Consider the following 18,549-nt stretch of genomic DNA (forward strand, 5'->3'; position numbering starts at 1 on the left):
GCGAGAGGGCATGCAGCATTCGCCCGCTTCTGGGCGATGGGTTGCGTTCACGTCGCGAGACGGGCATGCAGCAATCGCCCGCTTCTGGGCGATTGGGTTGCGCTCACGTCGCGAGGGGGCATGCAGCATTCGCCCGTTTCTGGGCGACTGGGTTGCGCTCGCGTCGCGAGAGGGCATGCAGCATTCGCCCGCTTCTGGGCGACTGGGTTGCGCTCTCGCCGCGAGACGGGCATGCAGCATTCGCTGCTTCTGGGCGATGGGTTGCGTTCACGTCGCGAGACGGGCATGCAGCATTCGTCTGCTTCTGGGCGATGGGTTGCGTTCACGTCGCGAGACGGGCATGCAGTATTCGTCTGCTTCTAGGCGACTGGGTTGCGCTCACGTCGCGAGACGGCATGCAGTAATCGCCCGTTTCTGGGCGACTGGGTTGCGCTCGCGTCGCGGCTTCGCCGGACTACGACTGCAGCATTCCCGGCTGCCTCAAACCGCCTGTCCTCATCCAGTTAAGCGCTCGCCCGTATGACCTCCATTAGATTAAAAGCCGCCCCTCACACCATTACTCATGACGAAGGATGGCTTTTTGATTAAAAAGCGACTCGTCCGAGCAAGCTGGGGGTCTAAGCCATTAATTGATTGCATAGCGGCATCGTTCTTATGTGCAAATTGATGCATAAATACAGCAATTACGTATCTTACCGGTCTCTCAAAGCTAAATTCATGCAAAAATACAGTATTTTAAGCGAGTTCGTTCCTTCTGCTTTGCCAGATAGCTGATTTCCTGTATTTTCGCATCATTTCGCTGAAATAGACGATCGGGGAGAAGAAATCCTGCATTATGGCATCAATTTAATCATGCGAATAGCTGATATTCCCGTTGATCCGGAAAATTGCGCTGCGTTCACTCCGCGAGACGGGCATGCAGCATTCGACCGCTTCTGAGCCGGACTACGACTGCAGCATTTCCCGGCTGCCTCAAACCGCCTGTCCCTTCCAGTGAACGTCGCCCGTATGAACTCCATTAGACTTAAAAGCCGTCCCTCGCCATTTCTCATGACGAAGGACGGCTTTTTGATTAAAGAGCGACTCGTCCGAGCAAGCTGGGGGGGCTAAGCCATTAATTGATTGCATAGCGGCATCGTTCTTATATGCAATTAATGCATAAATACAGTAATAACGTATCTTAACGGGTTCTCAAAGCCAAATTCCTGCAAAAATACAGTATTTCACGCGAATTTGTTCCTTCTGCTTTGCCGGGTAGCTGATTTCCTGCATTTTTGCATCATTTTCGCTGAATTGGTCGATCGGGGAGAAGAAATCCTGCATTATGGCATCAATTTGATCATGCGAATAGCTGGTATTCACCTTGATCCGGAGTTAATGCCAGCATGGTCATCGGGAAAGCCTGCGCACGTCCGTCCGCACACCTCTTCGCGTCAAGCGAGTTCACGGCTGATCTACCCGGACGCCCTAAACGCGTCCTCCGCTCCACGCATCCCCTTCACATCCGGCCCTCACGCCGATCCACCCCATCCCTAACCACATCCGACCCTCACGACTCTTCACCTCACGACGTTCCACCTCACTCCTATTCCCGTTCGACCCTCACGCTGCTCCATCCCACGCCTATTCTCGTCTGACCATTACGACGCTCCACCTCACGCCTATCCGCGTCCGACCCTCACGCCGCTGCACGCCTCCTGCCGCTTTCCCTCATACCTATTCATATCCTACCTTCATGACGCTCCACCTCAAGACGTACCACCGCATGCCTATTCTCGTCTGCCTCTCGCCGCTCTCCCTCACGCTTAATCGCATCTGACCTTCACGACGCTCTCCCTCACGCCTATTCATACCTGACTCTCGATGCTCCACCCACGCCTATTCCCGTTTGATCTTCACACCGCTCGATGCAAGCCTATTCACTTCTGAACTTCACAACGTCCCACCTACGCCTATTCATATCTGATCCTCACACCGCCCCACCCACGCCTATTCCCGTCCGGCCCTCACGACGCCCCATCCCACTCCTATTCCCGTCTAATCTTCACACAGTTCCACCCACGCCTATCCACGTCCGACCCTCGCGCCGCTCCACACATCCCGCCGCTTCCAACGCCCCTGCCGATAACTCCGCAGCGCCCTCGCTTTCCCCTTCCTCACGCCGCTGCGTTGGCCTTCACGCCGCTCTCCCCGCAAGCAATTGCCGCACCGCGTCCCTATGCATATAGACCTATGGAGCAGTTCCCGTCCAGCCGAGCGTTTCCGACGATCGCGAAGCCTAAGCAAGAAGTCCCGACGCGCCCGTTTCCGCTCTGTGCGACGGCCGCCTCTGCGGCGAACTTACTCGGCTGTCTCCCAAAATCGGGCGAAAATGCCCGCCGGTACAACCTTTTTCTCGCATTCTCAGCAGTCAATCGCAAAAAACACAGTTTTCCGCAAATGAAGTGGAGGATTGCATAGTTGCCGCCACGGCTGCGTCGATGACATGATGGGGTCACGGACAACGGTCCAGTAATTCCCCGGAGGTAAAGGCATGATCAAACAACGCAAGCCACGCTCGGAATGGTACTACCTGAAGAAGAACTCGGAGCTGCTGCTGCTGCTGCTGCCGGGCGCCCTGCTCGTCCTTGTATTCGCTTACCTGCCGATGTTCGGGGTCGTCCTCGCGTTCAAGGACTTCCGCTACGATATGGGGTTCTGGCACAGTCCTTGGGTCGGATTGGACAATTTCAAATTCTTCTTCGTCTCGGATAACGCCACCTTGATTACGCGGAACACGGTCGCATACGGGCTGACGTACATGATTCTCACGACGCTCCTCGCTCTCCTGTTCGCCATTCTCATGAACGAAATGGGCAAACGGTGGCTGCGCATCCATCAAACGGCGATGTTCATCCCCTACTGCCTCTCCTGGGTCGTCGTGAGCTATCTCGCCCTGGCCCTGCTCGACACGCAGAACGGCTACTTGAACAAAGTGCTCGAGACGCTCGGCCTGTCGACGCATATGTGGTACCTCGAATCGGCGCCATGGCCGTACATCCTGATCTCGGCTTATTTATGGAAGAACGTGGGCTTCTCCACGCTCGTCTACTTCGCGGGCATCATGGGCATCAACCAGGAGTACTACGAAGCCGCCAAGATCGACGGCACCTCCCGCTGGCAAATGGCGACCAAGATTACGCTGCCGCTGCTGTCCAACCTCATCACGGTGCTGCTGATTCTGAGCATCGGCCACATTTTCGTCGGCGATTTCGGACTGCATTACTTTATCCCGAACGATGCGGGAATGACCTATTCGACGACCGACATCATCGACACCTACGTCTACCGGGCGCTCCGCGTAAACGGCGATATCGGCATGTCGACCGCCATCGGGCTGTATCAATCCCTCGTCGGCCTCGTGCTCGTCGTCGCCGCCAATTACGTCGTTCGCAAGATCAATGACGAGAATTCGCTGTTCTAGAAAGGAGTCCGCCTTCCCATGAATACATCGCAAGCCATCGCAGCCGAATCCGTCAAGATCAAGGCAACCGGCCAGCGCAAAGAACCGTTCTCCGTCGTCAACCTGTTGTCGCATATCTTGTTCATCGGCATCACGCTCGCCATGATCGTCCCGTTCGTGCTCGTCATCTCCATCTCGTTCACCGAGGAAACGTCGATCATCGAGCACGGCTACCAGTTCATCCCGCTCGACTTTACCGCCAAGGCGTACCGGTACATCTTCGAAGCGCCGCTCGTGCTGATCCGCGCCTACGGCATCACCATTATCACGACGGTCATCGGCACGATCCTGTCGCTGCTCGTGACGGCCATGCTGGGCTACGTCACCTCGCGCCGCGATTTTCGCTACCGGACGCCCGCGTCCTTCTTCGTCTTCTTCACGATGCTGTTCAACGGGGGACTCGTGCCCTCGTACATTCTGATCAAGCAGTACCTGCACTTGGACAATACGATCTGGTGCCTCATCCTGCCGGCGCTCGTCTCGCCGTTCTACATCATGGTCATGAAGGGCTTCCTGTCCAAAATGCCGTTCGAAATCATCGAATCCGCCAAAATCGACGGCGCCCGGGAAATCCGCATCTTCTTCACGATCGTCCTGCCCCTGTCGACGCCGGCGCTGGCGACGCTCGGCCTGTTCCTTTCCTTCGGGTTCTGGAATTCCTGGTTTCCGGCCCTGCTCTATATCGATAACGAGAAGCTCATACCGATTCAGCTGCTCCTGGTGCGCATGATGCAGAAGCTGGAGTTTCTGACGAGCAACAGCGACTTCATCAGCCAGTTCGGCGTCGACACGAGCAAATTCCCGACGCTGTCGGCCCGCATGGCCATGGCGATTCTCGCCGGTGGCCCGATGGTATGCATCTTCCCGTTCTTCCAGAAGTACTTCGTCAAAGGCTTGACCGTCGGCTCGCTGAAGGGCTAGCCAGCCGATTGCCGCTCCGTTTTCAGAACTAATGCCGGCCGATAGGAATAAAGGGGGGTAACGTGGAAGTAGTGTTAAAGCCGGCATTAGCGTTGAAATAGATAAACAACCAACCATATCCAAGGAGGTCCATCCCATGAAAGTCTGGAAAATGTCCATGGCCCCGCTCGTGTTGGCCAGCCTCATGCTGATGCTTTTGGTAAGCGCTTGCGGAAGCAACAACGATAAAAACAACGCGCCGGCAGCCGACAATACGGCCAGCAACGCCAAAAACGATACGGCGGCCAACGCGCCGGACAATGCGGCGAACGACACGGCGACGACCGAGCCCGCGCCTGCGGCGGAACCGCCCGTCGAGCTCACGTATTACTACATCGTCTACGACATGCCTGCCGACCAGCAGGAAGTCGAAGACGCGATCAACGCGTACATCCAGCCGAAAATCAATGCCACGATCAAGCTGAAGCCGGTGCTCGAAGCAGGCTATAAAGATAAAATCAACACGATGCTCGCCGCCAACGAAAGCTTCGACCTGCTCTGGACGTCCAACTGGGGCGGCGGCGATTACGACAACAAAGTCGCCAAAGGCGCGCTCCTTCCGATCGACGACCTGCTGGACAAAACGCCGGATCTGAAAGCCGCGATCCCGCAAGTCGCATGGGACGACACCAAGGTTGACGGCAAGATCTACGGCGTGCCGAACATGCAGATCGCGGCCAAAGCCGAAGGCTTCGCCATCCAGAAGCGTTTCATCGACAAATACAACATCGACGTGAACAGCATCAAAACGCAAATGGACATCGAGCCCGTCCTGAAAACGATCCATGACAACGAGCCCGACATCATTCCGATCGCAACGACGAGCAACATGTTCGACTTCGGCCGCCAATACGGCTATGCCGCTCAAGGCTACAAGCTCGGCGACCCGAACTTCAAGATCATCGATACAACCGACAAACCCGAATACAAGACGTTCCTGGACAACATGCGCAGATGGTACACGTCGGGCTACATCTACAAGGATGCCGCCACGATGAAGGACGATCAGCTCGTCGCCCTGCTCAACACGGGCAAAGTCGCCGTCGAATGGAACACGACGATGAAGCCGGGCGGAGAAGTCGACGACAAGAAGCGCTTCGGCAATAACGACGTCGTTTACGTCCGCGTATCCGAACCCGAATTCACAGGCGTCCGCGCGACGATGAACTCCATCAGCCGCACGTCCAAGAACCCCGAGAAGGCGCTGGAATTCCTGCAGCTGACCTCCACGGACCCTGCCCTCTTCAACCTGATCACGTTCGGCATCAAAGACAAGCACTACACGATGGTCGGCGACAACACGATCAAGATCAACCAGGATGCCGGTTACAAAGGCGATCAAGGCTGGGTGTTCGGCAACGTCCTGATCGGCTACCTGAAGGAAGGCCAGGCGCCGGATACGTGGGAACGCACGAAGCAGCTGAACGAAACGGCCAAACGGCCGGAAGTGAACGGCTTCAACTTCAACACCGAGCCGTACAAAACGGAATCCGTCAACATCGCGGCCGTGAGCGAGCAGTACGGCAAAGCGCTGAACAGCGGCGCCGTCGACCCCGCGAAGGTGCTGCCGAAATACCAAGACGCGCTCAAGAAAGCGGGCGTCGGGAAGCAAACGGAAGAAATGCAAAAGCAGCTCGACGAATGGCTCAAAGCGAACGGCAAGAAATAAGTCCAGCCGCAGGGCAAAAGGCGCCGGAAACGGCGTCTTTTTTTGCCAGCAAGGGACGATATCCGTCGTCCCTCCGGCATTGAACGGACAACGGAAGAAATTCCAATTGCAAACGGAGGAATATCCCCATGACAGACAAGCTTGCCAACTGCAAAACGATTACGGAAACCGCGCCCCGAAGCCGCGTCTGCTTCGACAAGGATTGGCATTTTCGCTTGGGCGATCTCCCGATCCGTTACGCGGTCAAAGCCGGCATGACCGGCGGCTTGACCGATTGCGGGACCCGCGAGGACGGCGAATGGCTCGACATCGCCTTCGTCGACCGCGATTCCGGCGCTGCCGACCCGGCGGCCGCCGAATGGCGGCAGTTGAACCTGCCCCACGACTGGGGCGTCGAAGGCCAATACGCGAACGATCCCGGTCTCGGCTCGCGGGACGGCAGCCACGGTTATCTGCCCGTCGGAATCGGCTTTTACCGCAAACGATTCGCCGTGCCTACGGAAGATCTCGGCAAACGGATCTCGCTGCAATTCGACGGCGTCACGGGCCGGGCCGAGCTGTGGTTGAACGGCCATCTCGTCGGCGAGCACTTCGGCGGCGCCTCCTCGTTCGGCTACGACATCGGGGATTTGTCCGTTACGGCTCCGAAGGCGACAACGTCGTGCTCGTCAAGGTCGACGCGACCGTCCTGGAAGGCTGGTGGTACGAGGGCTGCGGAATCTACCGCCATGTCTGGCTGCGAAGCACCGATCCGCTTCATGTCGCGGATCACGGCACGTACGTGACGACGCCGGATATCGCCGCGGACGGCAGTAATGCCGTCGTTGCCGTTGCCGCGAACGTGCGCAACGAGTCGGACCGCGCGCGGAGGTTCCGCGTACGGACTTCGTTGCACCCGAAGGCCGGCGGCGATGCGCTGGCCGCAACCTTGTCGGAGACGGTCGCGCTCTCGCCTTATTCCGCCACGGAAATAAACCAGCGGTTGACGCTCGCGTTCCCCGCGCTGTGGACGCCGGAGCAGCCGAATCTGTACCTGGCGGTAAGCGCGGTCGAGGAGATTCTCGACCGCGAGGAGGGCCGTTCGGCAACGAAGCCGGACGCCGCATCCGCCGATCCTGCCGCGATGGCAGCCGAACGGAGCGACGCATCCGAGGATGCCGACGAACGGCGCGACCGCTCGTTCGAGCCGGGAGATGCCGAATCGCATGAAGGCGTTCGGCTGGCCGACCGGTACGAGACCGTGTTCGGCGTCCGCAGCATCGCCTTCGCGGCGGAACGGGGCTTTCTGCTGAACGGCAAACCCTATCCCATCCGCGGAACGAGCAACCACCAGGATTTCGCCGGGGTCGGCGTGGCGCTTCCGGATGCCCTGATCGCCTACAAGCTCAAGCTGTTGAAGGAAATGGGCTGCAATGCCTACCGCAGCGCCCATCATCCGCCGACGCCGGAGCTGCTGGCGCTGTGCGACGAGCTGGGGCTGCTCGTCATGAACGAGAACCGCAAGCTCGACAGCACGCCGCGCGGCTTGGACCATCTGCGGCGCATGATCCTGCGCGACCGCAATCATCCTTGCATCATCCTCTGGAGCCTGGAGAACGAAGAGGTGCTGGAAGGCACCGCGACGGGCAGCCGCATCCTGAAGCGGATGGCGGGCGAAGCGAGGCGGCTCGACCCCGCCCGTCCGACGTCGGCGGCCATGAACCACGGCTGGCATGAAGGCGACTATGCGGACCAGGTTGACGTCGTCGGCTATAATTACGGCCATCGGGGCTCCGCCGCGGACGGCCGACGCCGCTTTCCCCGCCGCGCGCAGATCGGCAGCGAATCGGCCAGCTATACGACGACCCGGGGCGAATACGCCGACGACCCCGCCTCCGGCTACGCGTCCGCCTACGGAACGAGCATCCCGTCCTGGGGCTGCTCCCCCGCCGTCAGCTGGCAGGCCGTGCTCGACGACCCGTCCCTGACGGGCGTGTTCCTGTGGACGGGATTCGATTATCGCGGCGAACCTACGCCGTACGAATGGCCGTGCATCAATTCCCATTTCGGCATCATGGATACGTGCGGGTTTCCGAAGGACGTCTATTACGAGGTGCAGGCGATGTGGACGCCGGAGCCGCTCGTGCACGTCATGCCCCATTGGAACTGGGCCGGGCGCGAAGGGGAAGAGATCGAGATTTGGACGTACGGCAACTGCGACTCGGTGGAGCTTTGGCTGAACGGCAGGCTGCTGGGCGAACAAGCGCGCGAAGGGCTGTCGCCGATCAAATGGGCCGTTCCCTACGAGCGCGGGACGCTGCGGGCCATCGGCAAAAACGGCGGCGTCCGGGCCGCGAGCGCCGAACGCGCGACCGCGGGAGCCGCGAGCCGCATCGTCCTCGAAGCGGACCGGACGCGCCTGGGCGGCGACGGCACCGATGTCGCCGTCCTCCGCGTATCCGTCGTCGATGCGGAAGGACGCATCGTGCCGACCGCGGATTCCTTGATTCGATTCGAATTGTCCGGCCCCGCATCCGTCCTCGGAGTAGGCAACGGCAACCCGAGCAGCCACGAGCCCGACAAGGCCGACCGCAGGCGGGCGTTCAACGGCCGCTGCCTCGCGCTGATTCAACCGTCCGAGCTGCATGGCGAATCATCCGCGACCATTCGGGTTAAAGCGATATCGTCCGGTCTGGTTCCGGCGGAGTTGATACTTACGGCAGCCGCTGCCGCAGGCGCGCGCAGCTGAAGCGCGGCCGGCTAACGCGTTCGCGGCTTGTTTGCCTCCACGACAAAGCATGGAGCGCGATTCTGCCGTAAGCGGGAGGCATGATCCGCAGCAAAGCACGGTTCGGCTGTCGCGGCGCCGACGCGCGGAACTCGATTCCGCCGCGGACGGCAGCGCGACATGCAATGCCGAACGGGCACGAGTAACGATCGGCCGTCCCGAATCGCTTCGGAACCAACGAAAAAGGGCCCTCCTCCGCCTATTCAGGCGCGGGAAGAGCCCTTTTTCAAGTCTAGCATCGATGCGCATGATTTTTGCCCGCTGCGAACGATCGGTTTGACGCGATCGATCACCCCTTCACGGGAATCGGCAGCAGCGATTCGCGGAGCGGCCGGCGGCCGTTCGGGACCTCGCGCTCGCGGAAGCTCTCGTGAAGCGCGTCCGCGTCGCCGCGATACCCGAGCGCGATGACCGCGTGCAGGGCGATCCGCTCCGGCGTCTCCAGCGCCTCGCGCGCTTTGTCCGCGTCGAAGCCGCCGACGGCGCGGGTCGACAAGCCGAGCAGATTGGCCTGCAGCGCAAGAATGCCCCAAGCCGCGCCGGCGTCGAAGGCATGCGCCCCGCTCGGCTCGCCGTTATCCCGCAGCTTGTCGGAGGCCAGCAGCAGCAGCACGGGCGCATGGTCGGTCCACAGCCGGTTGTTCGGCTTGATGAACGAGCGGAATACCTCGTGCTCGGCTTCCGTGCGCGCCACGTAAAAGCGCCACGGCTGCGCGTTGCTCGAGGAAGGCGCCCAGCGGGCGGCCTCCAGCACCGTATGCAGCGTATCTTCCGCGACCGGCCGATCCGCATACGAACGCGGGGACCAGCGGTTCAGGACCAGCGGATGAACGGGATAGTCGGGCGTGCGATTCGCCGCGATCTTGGGGCGGTACGAGGCGGCGGCGCGAAGCGCGGCCTCGGTGTCGAATGCTTCAAAGGTTGGCGTTGTCATTTGATTTCCCCTCTCCTGGCAGGACGCGATTTAGTAATACGCAAATACCTTTCGCAGGAACGTCTCCGTCTCCTCGAAGGCAAGATCCAACGTCTCCGTCGTGCCTGCGTACGGGTCGACCGTGCCGAACGCATGATCGCCACCGAGAATCGAGACGAACGTCTGCGACGGCGCGATCTTCTGAAGCGCGCGATTTTGCGACAGCAGGCGTTCTTGATCCCGGTCGCCCTGCACGACGAGGGCCGGAATCCGGAGCCGGCCGAACTGGCGGCCCATCTGGTAACGGTCCGCATGGCGGTCCAGATCGTCCAGGATCGCCTGCTCCTTGACCGACAACGGCTGCCCGCCGGCCGCGGCCGGACGGACGGGGCTCGCGCCGCCGTTCCAGATCGCGGCGGCGCGCACCTCGGGATGCTCCGCAGCGAAAAGGATGGCCGTTCCGCCCGCGCGGCTGTGCCCGAGAATCGCCAGCCTGCTGCGATCCGCTTCGGCGGCGGATAAAGGCAGGCGGCCCTCCAGCAACGCCGTGACGACGTCATCCCAGTCGCGGAGCTCGCGGGATACCGTGGACGCCCGCGCCTCGGCTTCCTCGCCCAGTCTTCGGGCGTCGATGCGGGCAAAATCGAACGTCACGGTATAAAAGCCGCGTTCGGCGAAACGATTGGCGATATCCGGCCAGAAGCCCCAGTCCTTATGGCCGCGGAAGCCATGCCCCGCGATCAGGATCGGTTTCGCGATGCGGTTCTGGACCGTTCTGACTGCCCCCGACAAGAACAATCCGTCGTCGGCGTCGATCCGAAACTTCAATTCTTCGAGCAGCCGCTTGCCCATCTGCGCAGCCTCCTTATTGACCGTCCCGCAAGATCCACTCGTTCACGTCGAAGTCCTTCGTCGCCAGCTTCTGCTGCACGAGAAAGTTTTTGGTTCCGTCCAGCAGCTTGACGCCGTCGTCGGTGAACGGCGTATCCTTGATGTTCGCGACCGGGCTCACCTGCTTGAACAGCTCCGGCGTCGTCTTCTGGATCTCCGCCGCCAGCTTGTAATACTCGTCCTCATGCTTCTTCAGGTCCTCCAGCGCCTTCAGCCGGATCTCGTTCCATACCTTCGGAAAGTCCGGGAATTTCTTCAGATAGGCTTCGGAGACGACGGTGGCGCTGGTGCCTACCAGATCCGGATGGGTCGAGGCGTCGTCGATATGCGCGTACCCTTGCTCGATCTGCTTCAGCGCGTAGACGCCGTTGTTGGTCATCGCGTCCACCTCGCCGCGGGCCAGCGCCGCTTCGCCGTCCGGACGCAGCATATGCACGAGCTTATAGTTCTTCACGCCCGCCTGCTCCAGCAGTCCGACGACGTAGCGGTGCATGAAGGAGCCTTTTTGAATCGCGATCGTTTTGCCCGCCAGGTCTTGAACGGTCTTCGGTCCGTTCTTCTTGCCGATCAGGTAGCCGATGCTGTCCGTCGCGGCCTGCGTGATCAGACGCGTCTTCGCTCCGTTCGAGCGGGCAAGGATGGCCGGCGTATCGCCCAGGCTGCCGAAATCGAGCCGGCCGCTGATGAGCGATTCCGTCTGGTCCGGGCCGTTCGGAAACCCGATCAGGTTGACCTTCGTGATGCCGTATTTCTTGAGCTCCTCCTGAATGAGGCCGGTATGGAAGCCCCAGCCTTCCGCTCCCGTAGGCAGGTTCAGGTCGTTGAGCCCGATGTAGCCGTAATTGAGCGTGTCCGGGACGTCGCCCTCCGGCGGGTTCGCGGCATCGGCCGCATTCTCGCCATCGGCTGCATTCCCGGCATCCGGCGTATTCGCGGCGGTCCCGTTGCCGGAGCCGGCCGCCTCGCCGTTCGTGGTTCCGGTTCCCTTGCCGGCGCTGCCGCAGGCGCCGAGCAGCAGGAAGACCGCGACGAGCGCGAGAACGGACAGGGATTTCAAGCTTAACGATACGTGACGCATAATGACTCTCCTCCGAAATAAGCGATAACGTGCGTGCAAAGCAATCGGGGCGACGAACGTCAGAAGCTCGTTTTCACCGCCAGCTGGTACATGTATTCATGCTGCGATACGGGCGTCCGGCCCGGCCCCCAGCCGACCTTCTCGCGATAGCCGCCAAGCTGGCCCGCCAGCTCGAGCTGAGCTTCGCTGATCTGCGTCGGTCCTTCCGCATCGGGCGCGACATAGAGCGCGTCGACGGGGCAATACAGCTCACACATGAAACACGTTTGGCAATCGTCCTTGCGCGAGATGACCGGAATGCCGTCCTCCACCTTGTCGAAGACGTTCGTCGGGCAAACGGATACGCATTGATTGCAGGAAATGCATCTGGACGCGCTGATAATCTCGATCAATGCAACGCCGCCTCCTTTTCGACTTTCTCCGCGCGGACCCATATTCGGTCGAGTCCGCCGCTCAGCAGACGGTAATGCTGCGAACCGTCCAGCTGCGGGAAATCCTCCCGCTTATGCATGCCGCGCGTCTCGGTGCGCTGCAGCGCCGTATTGTACATCCAGCGCGCCGTCGCCGTCATGGCCGCCGCTTCCCGCGCTTTGACGGCCTCGACCGTGCGCCCCGCCGAGCCGTTCCGGATCTCGCTCCAGATGCCGTCCAGCCGCTCGATCGAGCCCTGCAATCCTTGCTCCGTGCGGAACAAATTCCGGTCGTACGGCATGACCTCCGCTTGAACGCCGCGCACGAACTCCGCCGACTTCGCGGCGGTCTGGCTGCCCTGCTTGCCGGCGATCACCGAGGACGACAATCCCTTCAAGACGCGGGTCCCGCTCTTCGCGCCAAGGCTCTGCGCATGCTTGGCCGCGCCTTCGCCCGCGAAGGAACCGGAGGACATCGCCCATGCCGCGTTATGGCTGCCGCCGCCCGTGAAGCCGCCGCAGATCAGCTGCCTGGTCGCCGCATCGCCCGCGGCGTACAGGCCTGGAACGGCGGTGGCGCAGCTCTCGTCCGTGATATGAATGCCGCCCGTGCCGCGGACCGTGCCTTCCAAGCGGAGCGTGACCGGGAATTTATCCTTGAACGGATCGATGCCCATCCGGTCGAACGGCAGGAAGAAATTCGTCTGGCCGATCCGCAGCAGCGGCCGGATATCCTCCGGCGCCTGATCGAGCGAGGCGTATACCTGCCTTCCCGCCAGCAGATTCCGGGCGATGATGGAGCGGCCGCGCTGCGAGCCCGCCCCCTCCACGACGCTGCCGTCCTCGTAGTAGAAGCTGGCCCATTTGTAATAGGCGGTCTTCGTCACCGAGGAGAAGGTCGGCGCGATCGCGTAGGCATTGGAGAATTCCATCCCCGACAGGCTCGCGCCCGCTTCGGCGGCGAACAGATAACCGTCGCCCGTCAGCACGTTGCAGCCGAGCGCCTTGCTCAGGAACGCGCAGCCTCCCGTCGCGATGATCACGGCCCCTGCCCGGACCGACCATTCCTGGCCGGTCTGCGTGCGAATGCCGGCAGCCCCGCCGACGCCGTGGTCGTCGGCCAGCAATTCGAGGGCCGGACTGTGATCGAGGATGCGTACGCCGGCCCGCTGCACGAGCTTGCGCATCAGCTTCATGTATTCCGGTCCCTGCAGGCCGCGCCGGTAAGGATTGCCGCCGTCGTCGAGCGGGAAAGGAAAGCCCCAGTCGCCGAGCTTGTTCATGTTCTCGTAGGTCCGGTTCAGCACCCGGTCCATCCAGCGGTTGTCGGCCAGGAACCCGCCGAGCGTGAAGCGGCTTTCCTTCGCCTGCCGGCGCAGTTCTTCTTCCGGCTTGATGTACCATACGCCGGTTCCGGACGGCGCCGTCGCCCCGCTCGTGCCGCAAAAGCCTTTGTCCACGAGAACCACCTTCGCGCCCGAGGACGCCGCCGTGATCGCCGCCCACGTGCCGGCCGGCCCGCCTCCGATGACGAGCACGTCCGCTTCCAGATCCAATCGCGCTTGTTCTGCCACTGTCATGTTCATGCCTCCAAGATTTCGTTTGATCGACCGCCGGGGCGGTCGCATGCTTAGCCTTGATAACCGTCCCGCCAATGCAGCCATTTCCGTTCCAGCAGCCTGACCAGCGAATCGACCGCTTTGCCGACCGCCGCAAAGATGAAAATGCCGACGAAGATCTCGCCCGTCGCGGAATTCTGCTTCGCCACGTTGATCAGAAATCCGATGCCCGACGTCGAGCCGAGCAGTTCGGCCACGACGAGGCCGAGCCACGACAGCGCGAGCGACAGCCGTACGCCGAGCAGGATATTCGGCATCGCCGCGGGCAGGATCAACCGAAAAACCTGGGTTCTCCGCCCGAAACCGAGCACGCGCGTTACTTCGAACAACCGGTTGTCCACGCCCCGGATGCCCGTCAACGTGTTCAAGTACAGCGGGAAAAACGCGCCGCAGGCGATGATCGCGATCTTGGATGTCTCGCCGAAGCCGAACCACAGAATCACGAGCGGCGCGATGGCCAGATGGGGCACCATCCGCAGCAGCTGGATGCTGGGATCCAGGAGATGCTCGGCTCTGCGGTAGAACCCGGCGGTCAGGCCGACGGCGAAGCCGAGCCCGCCGCCGATCAGAAACCCGGCCGCCGCCCGCCAGGCGCTGACGCCGAAATGATGGGCCAGCTGGCCGTGCAGCGCCAGCTCCTTGAACGCGTTCAGAATCGCGAACGGCGTCGGAAGAAACAGCGGATCGATCCAACCGGCGCCGCCCGCCAGCTGCCAGACGATCAGCACGATCGCCGGCAGCGCGGCGCCCAGCGCCAGATCGTCGAACGTCCAGCCGAACTTCCTTCCGCGGGCAAGCCGTCCCTTCGCCGGGGCCGCAGGCGCGGGATTGCCCCGGAGCGCTTCCATGTTTTTGCTCAATCGGTGATCCCTCCTTTCATCCTTTGAAGCCGTCCTGCCAGTGCAGCGCTTTGCGCGAGACGAGACGGACGATCGAATCGGCCGCCAAGCCGACGACGGCGAACGTCAGAATGCCGACGAACACGACCGGCGTCTGCGCGAACTGCCGGGCGTCCGACATCATGTAGCCGACGCCGGAGGTCGAGGCGATCAGCTCCGCCACCACCAAGCCCAGCCACGCCACGCCGAGCGACAGCCGCACGCCGAGCAGAATGCCCGGCAGCGCCGCAGGCAGGACGAGCCGCGCGACCCGCTTGAATCGGGAGAACCCCAGCACGCGCGAGACCTCGAACAGCTTGTTGTCCACGCCCCGGATCGCCAGAAAGGCATTGATATAGAGCGGGAAGAACGCGCCTTTGGCGATGAGCAGGATTTTCGACTCCTCGCCGATTCCGAACCACAGGACGAACAAAGGCGCCACCGCGAGATGCGGAACCATCCGAATCATTTGAAACGAAGGATCCAGCGTCTTCTCGCTCTTCCTCGACAGGCCGACCAGCAGGCCGAACAGCAAGCCCAATCCGCCGCCCAGTCCGAAGCCGAGCCCGGCGCGGACAAGACTGATTCGCAGATGGCCCCACAGCTCGCCGGAGCGGATCAAGGACAGCATCGCGTCCGCGATCGTCAATGGCGTCGGAAACAGCATCGTCGAGATGGCCCCCCGATCGCCAAGTGCCTGCCAGACGGCCAGCAGCAGCACGGGTAATGCCGCGCCGAGCGCAATTATCGCCGCCTTCCGCGGCTCCCCGTTTCGAACGGCGTTCCTGGAGGCCGCTTTGCCTCCGGATAAATCGCTCATCGCGCTTCCTCCTCTCGGATCCGGTTAAATGCCCGCCCGGTCGACGTATTCCTGCCGCTCGATCTTCCCGTGAAATTCGCTCAGCACCGCCAAACGAAGCTCCTGGAACGAAGCGCTCGCCTGCTTCCGGGGATACGGGAGATCATTGGCGAGAATGCCGCTGATCTCTCCGGGCCGCGGCTTCAGAATCACGATGCGGTTGGCCAAGTAGACAGCTTCGTCGATATCGTGGGTGACGAAAATCATCGTCGTCCGGTTCTGCTGCCAAATGTCGAGCAGCACCTCCTGCATATGCGATCTCGTGAACGCGTCGAGCGCGCCGAACGGTTCGTCCAGCAGCAGGATCTTCGGGCTCCGCAGCAGCGCCCGCGCGATCGCGACCCGCTGCGCCATGCCGCCCGACAGCTCGCGGGGATACGCCTTCTCGAAGCCCTGCAGCCGAACGAGCTCGATCAGCTCATCCACCCGCCGACGAATCGCGGGATCGCGGAGCGACAAATCGGCGGCGATGTTTTTCTCCACGCTCAGCCAGGGGAAGAGGCGCGGTTCTTGAAAGATAAACCCCTTGTCGATGCCGGCCGCGACGATCCGGTTCCCTTCCAGCTCGACGCTGCCCTCGTATGCGACGTCGAGCCCCGCCACGATCTTCAGCAGCGTGCTCTTCCCGCAGCCGCTCGGTCCGATGACGGTGATGAATTCGCCTTCGCGGATTCGCAGATTGAGCGAGCGTATCGCCTCCACGCCGCCTTTGTTCGTCTGGAAGGTTTTGTTCAGGTTGCGGATATCAAGCAGTACGCCATTGCCCATCTGCAGCAGCTCCTCGCGCGTCGATTTTCAAACCAAGCCTTTCAAATCAAGCTTTTCAAACCAAGCCTTTAAAACCACGTATCCAACCAAACAAAAACGGAGACATTCTCCGATTCGGTTCGGGAATGTCTCCGCTTGTACGGACGACAAATGAAGATGGCGAGGAACAGCACCGGCCGCCGGCGAACCGGCATCGCGGCGCCAAACGAAAAGGAGACTTCCCGGATGCCGTTCATCCGAAAAGTCTCCACGTAAGCGGTCGACCTTTTTCTTATTATTCCAAGTGATTTACTTGAGATTAAACACAATTTAACACCGCGGGGTTGTTTTGTCAATGGCCTGCGTCAAATCTTGTTCGGCGCCCGGAAACCTTCCCGCCAGGACCGGTGCTTCGGCTCCCAGCCTTGGCCGAGCGCCTTGGCGTTCCGCGCGCCTCGCTCGCCCCGGGCGCTGCCGGCCTCGGCGATCGGCGCAGGAGCGCCGACGGATTGCGCGAAGACCGGCAGCCACTCCGTGCCGGCCGCAGGCTCGCGGTCGACGATATTGTACGCGCCGGACGGCCAGTCCAGCGCAAGCTGCGCCGCTTGCGCGGCGTCGTCGACGTGCACGAACGAGCTGACGCCGTCCGTGGCCTTCAGCATTCGCCGACGCGCCCGCTCCGCCATCAAGCCGTCCGCCGCGTACCACGTGCCCGCTCCGTACAACAGCCCGTAGCGGAGAACGACATGCTCCGGCATCTCGGCTGCGGCGCGCTCCATGGCGGCAACGCCGGCGACCGTCGCGGCGCGCGGCTCCGGCGCTTCCACGTCCAGCGGCTCCGTCTCCTCCGCCGGTCCGACGCCCGGGGCATACGCCCAGGAAATGCTCTGCACGATCATGCGGCGCACCCCCGCGGCGAGCGAAGCGTCCACGAGATTGCGCGTGCCTTCCTTACGGATGCGCGCGTTGTCCGCGAAATTCAGCGCCCCGAGCGCCGTCCATTGATGAATGACGGCATCGGGCCGCAAGACGCTCATGGCCTCGAACAGCGCATCGCGGTCGTACGCATCCGCCACCGCGGCCGCGGCTCCCCGGCTTGCCAGCTCCGCTGCGTAATTCGGGGAACGGAGCAGTCCCGTTACTTCGTGTCCGGCATGGACCAGCCGCGGAATCAACGATCTGCCGATTACCCCGCTCGCGCCTGCTACGATGATTTTCATCCGGCTTCGACCTCCAATGCGGACGTATGGGTTTTCCTTCGCGGCGCATGCACCGCGAGCACGCCGCCGATGATCAGCAGCGCGCCGATCATATGGTAATAAGCCAGCCGGTCATGCTCGATCGCCACCCCCGCCGCAATCGAGACGAAGGTGCCGAGATTGACGAACAGGCTCATTTTGTACGCTTCGATCTTGGACAGCAAGCAGTTGGACAGCATCGAAGACGCGACCGAGGACAGCAAAGCGATGTACAGCAGCGGCCAGATGAATCCGCCTTGGGACAAAGGCTCCAGCATGCCGCCGACCGTACCGGCGTATGCGTGCCGGCCGACGGCCAGGACGCCGAAGGAGGTGCAGCCGACGGCCATCATGACATAGCTCATCTGATATGCCGTGAATTCGCTCCGCAGCCGCCTGACGAGCACGCTGTATAACGACAGCGCGACTGTCGATAGCAACAGCAGTCCGGCGCCGCCCAAGCTTGCGCCATGCACCGAAGCCCCGCTCATCGCCATGATGAAGACCACGCCGGCTACCGAGCTCAGCACGGCGAGCTTTTGCATCCGCGACGCGCGCTCCCGGAGCAGCAGCCCGGCGAGCACGAGCGTGAAGATCGGCGACGTCGCCTGATAGATCCCGGCTTCGGACGAGGTCGCGAACGTCAGGCCGTACGCTTGAAAGCCGAAGAACACCGTCGGGTACAAGAGGCCGACCGGGAGCAGCCGCAGCCAATCCCCCCGGCGCAGGCCCAGCTTGATCCTGCCCGTCATGACGGGCAAGGCGATGACGAGCAGCGACAGCGCGAACCGGAAAGCCATCGTATCGACGGGATCCGCGTACTGCAGCGCGCGTTTGGTAAACAAAAAAGAAAAACCGATCGTAACCGCGTATAATAAAGCCATTCCATAGATCGTTCGGTACTGGCCCACTTCCCTATCCCTCCGCTCCTGATCCGCTCAAGCCGGCCGGCTATGAGCTCAAGTGTAGCGGACGCGGGCGTCTCGTTCAATGCATGAATATGCAAACTGTACCGGTA

16 protein-coding genes are annotated in these 18,549 nt (G+C 61.7%); 5 read left to right on the top strand and 11 right to left on the bottom strand.

What is annotated here, in order from left to right:
- Positions 1 to 2,533: 2,533 nt before the first annotated feature.
- The 5 genes from GT019_RS07165 (at position 2,534) to GT019_RS07185 (ending at position 8,859) form a co-directional block, all read left to right on the top strand.
- On the top strand, positions 2,534 to 3,463 hold the full coding sequence (locus GT019_RS07165) for an ABC transporter permease (RefSeq protein ID WP_161742340.1): 930 nt from the start codon (positions 2,534 to 2,536) through the stop codon (positions 3,461 to 3,463).
- Between the two features lie 18 nt (positions 3,464 to 3,481).
- Positions 3,482 to 4,423 (top strand): carbohydrate ABC transporter permease, encoded by a 942-nt coding sequence (locus tag GT019_RS07170; protein ID WP_161742342.1) that lies wholly within the window; start codon positions 3,482 to 3,484, stop codon positions 4,421 to 4,423.
- Between the two features lie 136 nt (positions 4,424 to 4,559).
- On the top strand, positions 4,560 to 6,131 hold the full coding sequence (locus tag GT019_RS07175) for an ABC transporter substrate-binding protein (protein WP_161742344.1): 1,572 nt from the start codon (positions 4,560 to 4,562) through the stop codon (positions 6,129 to 6,131).
- A gap of 128 nt (positions 6,132 to 6,259) precedes the next feature.
- Positions 6,260 to 6,916, top strand: coding sequence for a sugar-binding domain-containing protein (locus tag GT019_RS31860; protein WP_161742346.1), 657 nt, complete (start codon positions 6,260 to 6,262; stop codon positions 6,914 to 6,916).
- Positions 6,913 to 8,859: a glycoside hydrolase family 2 TIM barrel-domain containing protein gene (locus tag GT019_RS07185; protein ID WP_456238639.1), complete on the top strand. Its 1,947-nt coding sequence runs from the start codon at positions 6,913 to 6,915 to the stop codon at positions 8,857 to 8,859. The genes GT019_RS31860 and GT019_RS07185 overlap by 4 nt, the downstream gene beginning before the upstream one ends.
- 328 nt (positions 8,860 to 9,187) lie before the next feature.
- Here the strand turns inward: GT019_RS07185 and GT019_RS07190 are convergent, their stop codons facing one another.
- The 11 genes from GT019_RS07190 to GT019_RS07240 form a co-directional block, all read right to left on the bottom strand.
- Positions 9,188 to 9,832: a nitroreductase family protein gene (locus tag GT019_RS07190; protein WP_161742349.1), complete on the bottom strand. Its 645-nt coding sequence runs from the start codon at positions 9,830 to 9,832 to the stop codon at positions 9,188 to 9,190.
- 30 nt (positions 9,833 to 9,862) lie between these two features.
- Positions 9,863 to 10,663 carry an alpha/beta hydrolase family protein gene (locus tag GT019_RS07195; protein WP_161742351.1) on the bottom strand — a complete coding sequence of 267 codons (801 nt, stop codon included), beginning with the start codon at positions 10,661 to 10,663 and terminating at the stop codon, positions 9,863 to 9,865.
- A 13-nt stretch (positions 10,664 to 10,676) separates the two neighbouring features.
- Positions 10,677 to 11,780, bottom strand: a complete 1,104-nt coding sequence (locus GT019_RS07200; protein ID WP_161742353.1) for an ABC transporter substrate-binding protein — start codon at positions 11,778 to 11,780, stop codon at positions 10,677 to 10,679.
- Positions 11,781 to 11,839: 59 nt separating this feature from the next.
- Entirely contained in the window at positions 11,840 to 12,172 is a 333-nt protein-coding gene (locus GT019_RS07205; RefSeq protein WP_161742355.1) for a 4Fe-4S dicluster domain-containing protein, read from the bottom strand.
- A complete protein-coding gene (locus GT019_RS07210) occupies positions 12,169 to 13,776 on the bottom strand; it encodes an FAD-dependent oxidoreductase (protein ID WP_161742357.1) in 1,608 nt (535 codons plus the stop codon). Before GT019_RS07210 ends, GT019_RS07205 begins: the two co-directional genes overlap by 4 nt.
- Positions 13,777 to 13,820: 44 nt before the next feature.
- Positions 13,821 to 14,657 carry an ABC transporter permease gene (locus tag GT019_RS07215; RefSeq protein WP_161742782.1) on the bottom strand — a complete coding sequence of 279 codons (837 nt, stop codon included), beginning with the start codon at positions 14,655 to 14,657 and terminating at the stop codon, positions 13,821 to 13,823.
- Between the two features lie 28 nt (positions 14,658 to 14,685).
- Entirely contained in the window at positions 14,686 to 15,507 is an 822-nt protein-coding gene (locus tag GT019_RS07220; RefSeq protein WP_161742359.1) for an ABC transporter permease, read from the bottom strand.
- Between the two features lie 24 nt (positions 15,508 to 15,531).
- Positions 15,532 to 16,314: an ABC transporter ATP-binding protein gene (locus GT019_RS07225; protein ID WP_161742361.1), complete on the bottom strand. Its 783-nt coding sequence runs from the start codon at positions 16,312 to 16,314 to the stop codon at positions 15,532 to 15,534.
- Between the two features lie 68 nt (positions 16,315 to 16,382).
- Positions 16,383 to 16,550: a hypothetical protein gene (locus GT019_RS07230; RefSeq protein ID WP_161742363.1), complete on the bottom strand. Its 168-nt coding sequence runs from the start codon at positions 16,548 to 16,550 to the stop codon at positions 16,383 to 16,385.
- Positions 16,551 to 16,658: 108 nt separating this feature from the next.
- Entirely contained in the window at positions 16,659 to 17,513 is an 855-nt protein-coding gene (locus GT019_RS07235; protein ID WP_161742365.1) for an NAD-dependent epimerase/dehydratase family protein, read from the bottom strand.
- Positions 17,510 to 18,442 (bottom strand): DMT family transporter, encoded by a 933-nt coding sequence (locus tag GT019_RS07240; RefSeq protein ID WP_161742367.1) that lies wholly within the window; start codon positions 18,440 to 18,442, stop codon positions 17,510 to 17,512. Before GT019_RS07240 ends, GT019_RS07235 begins: the two co-directional genes overlap by 4 nt.
- Positions 18,443 to 18,549: the final 107 nt, after the last annotated feature.

The organism is Paenibacillus glycinis (assembly GCF_009909185.1).
Taxonomy (GTDB): Bacteria; Bacillota; Bacilli; order Paenibacillales; family Paenibacillaceae; genus Paenibacillus_Z; species Paenibacillus_Z glycinis.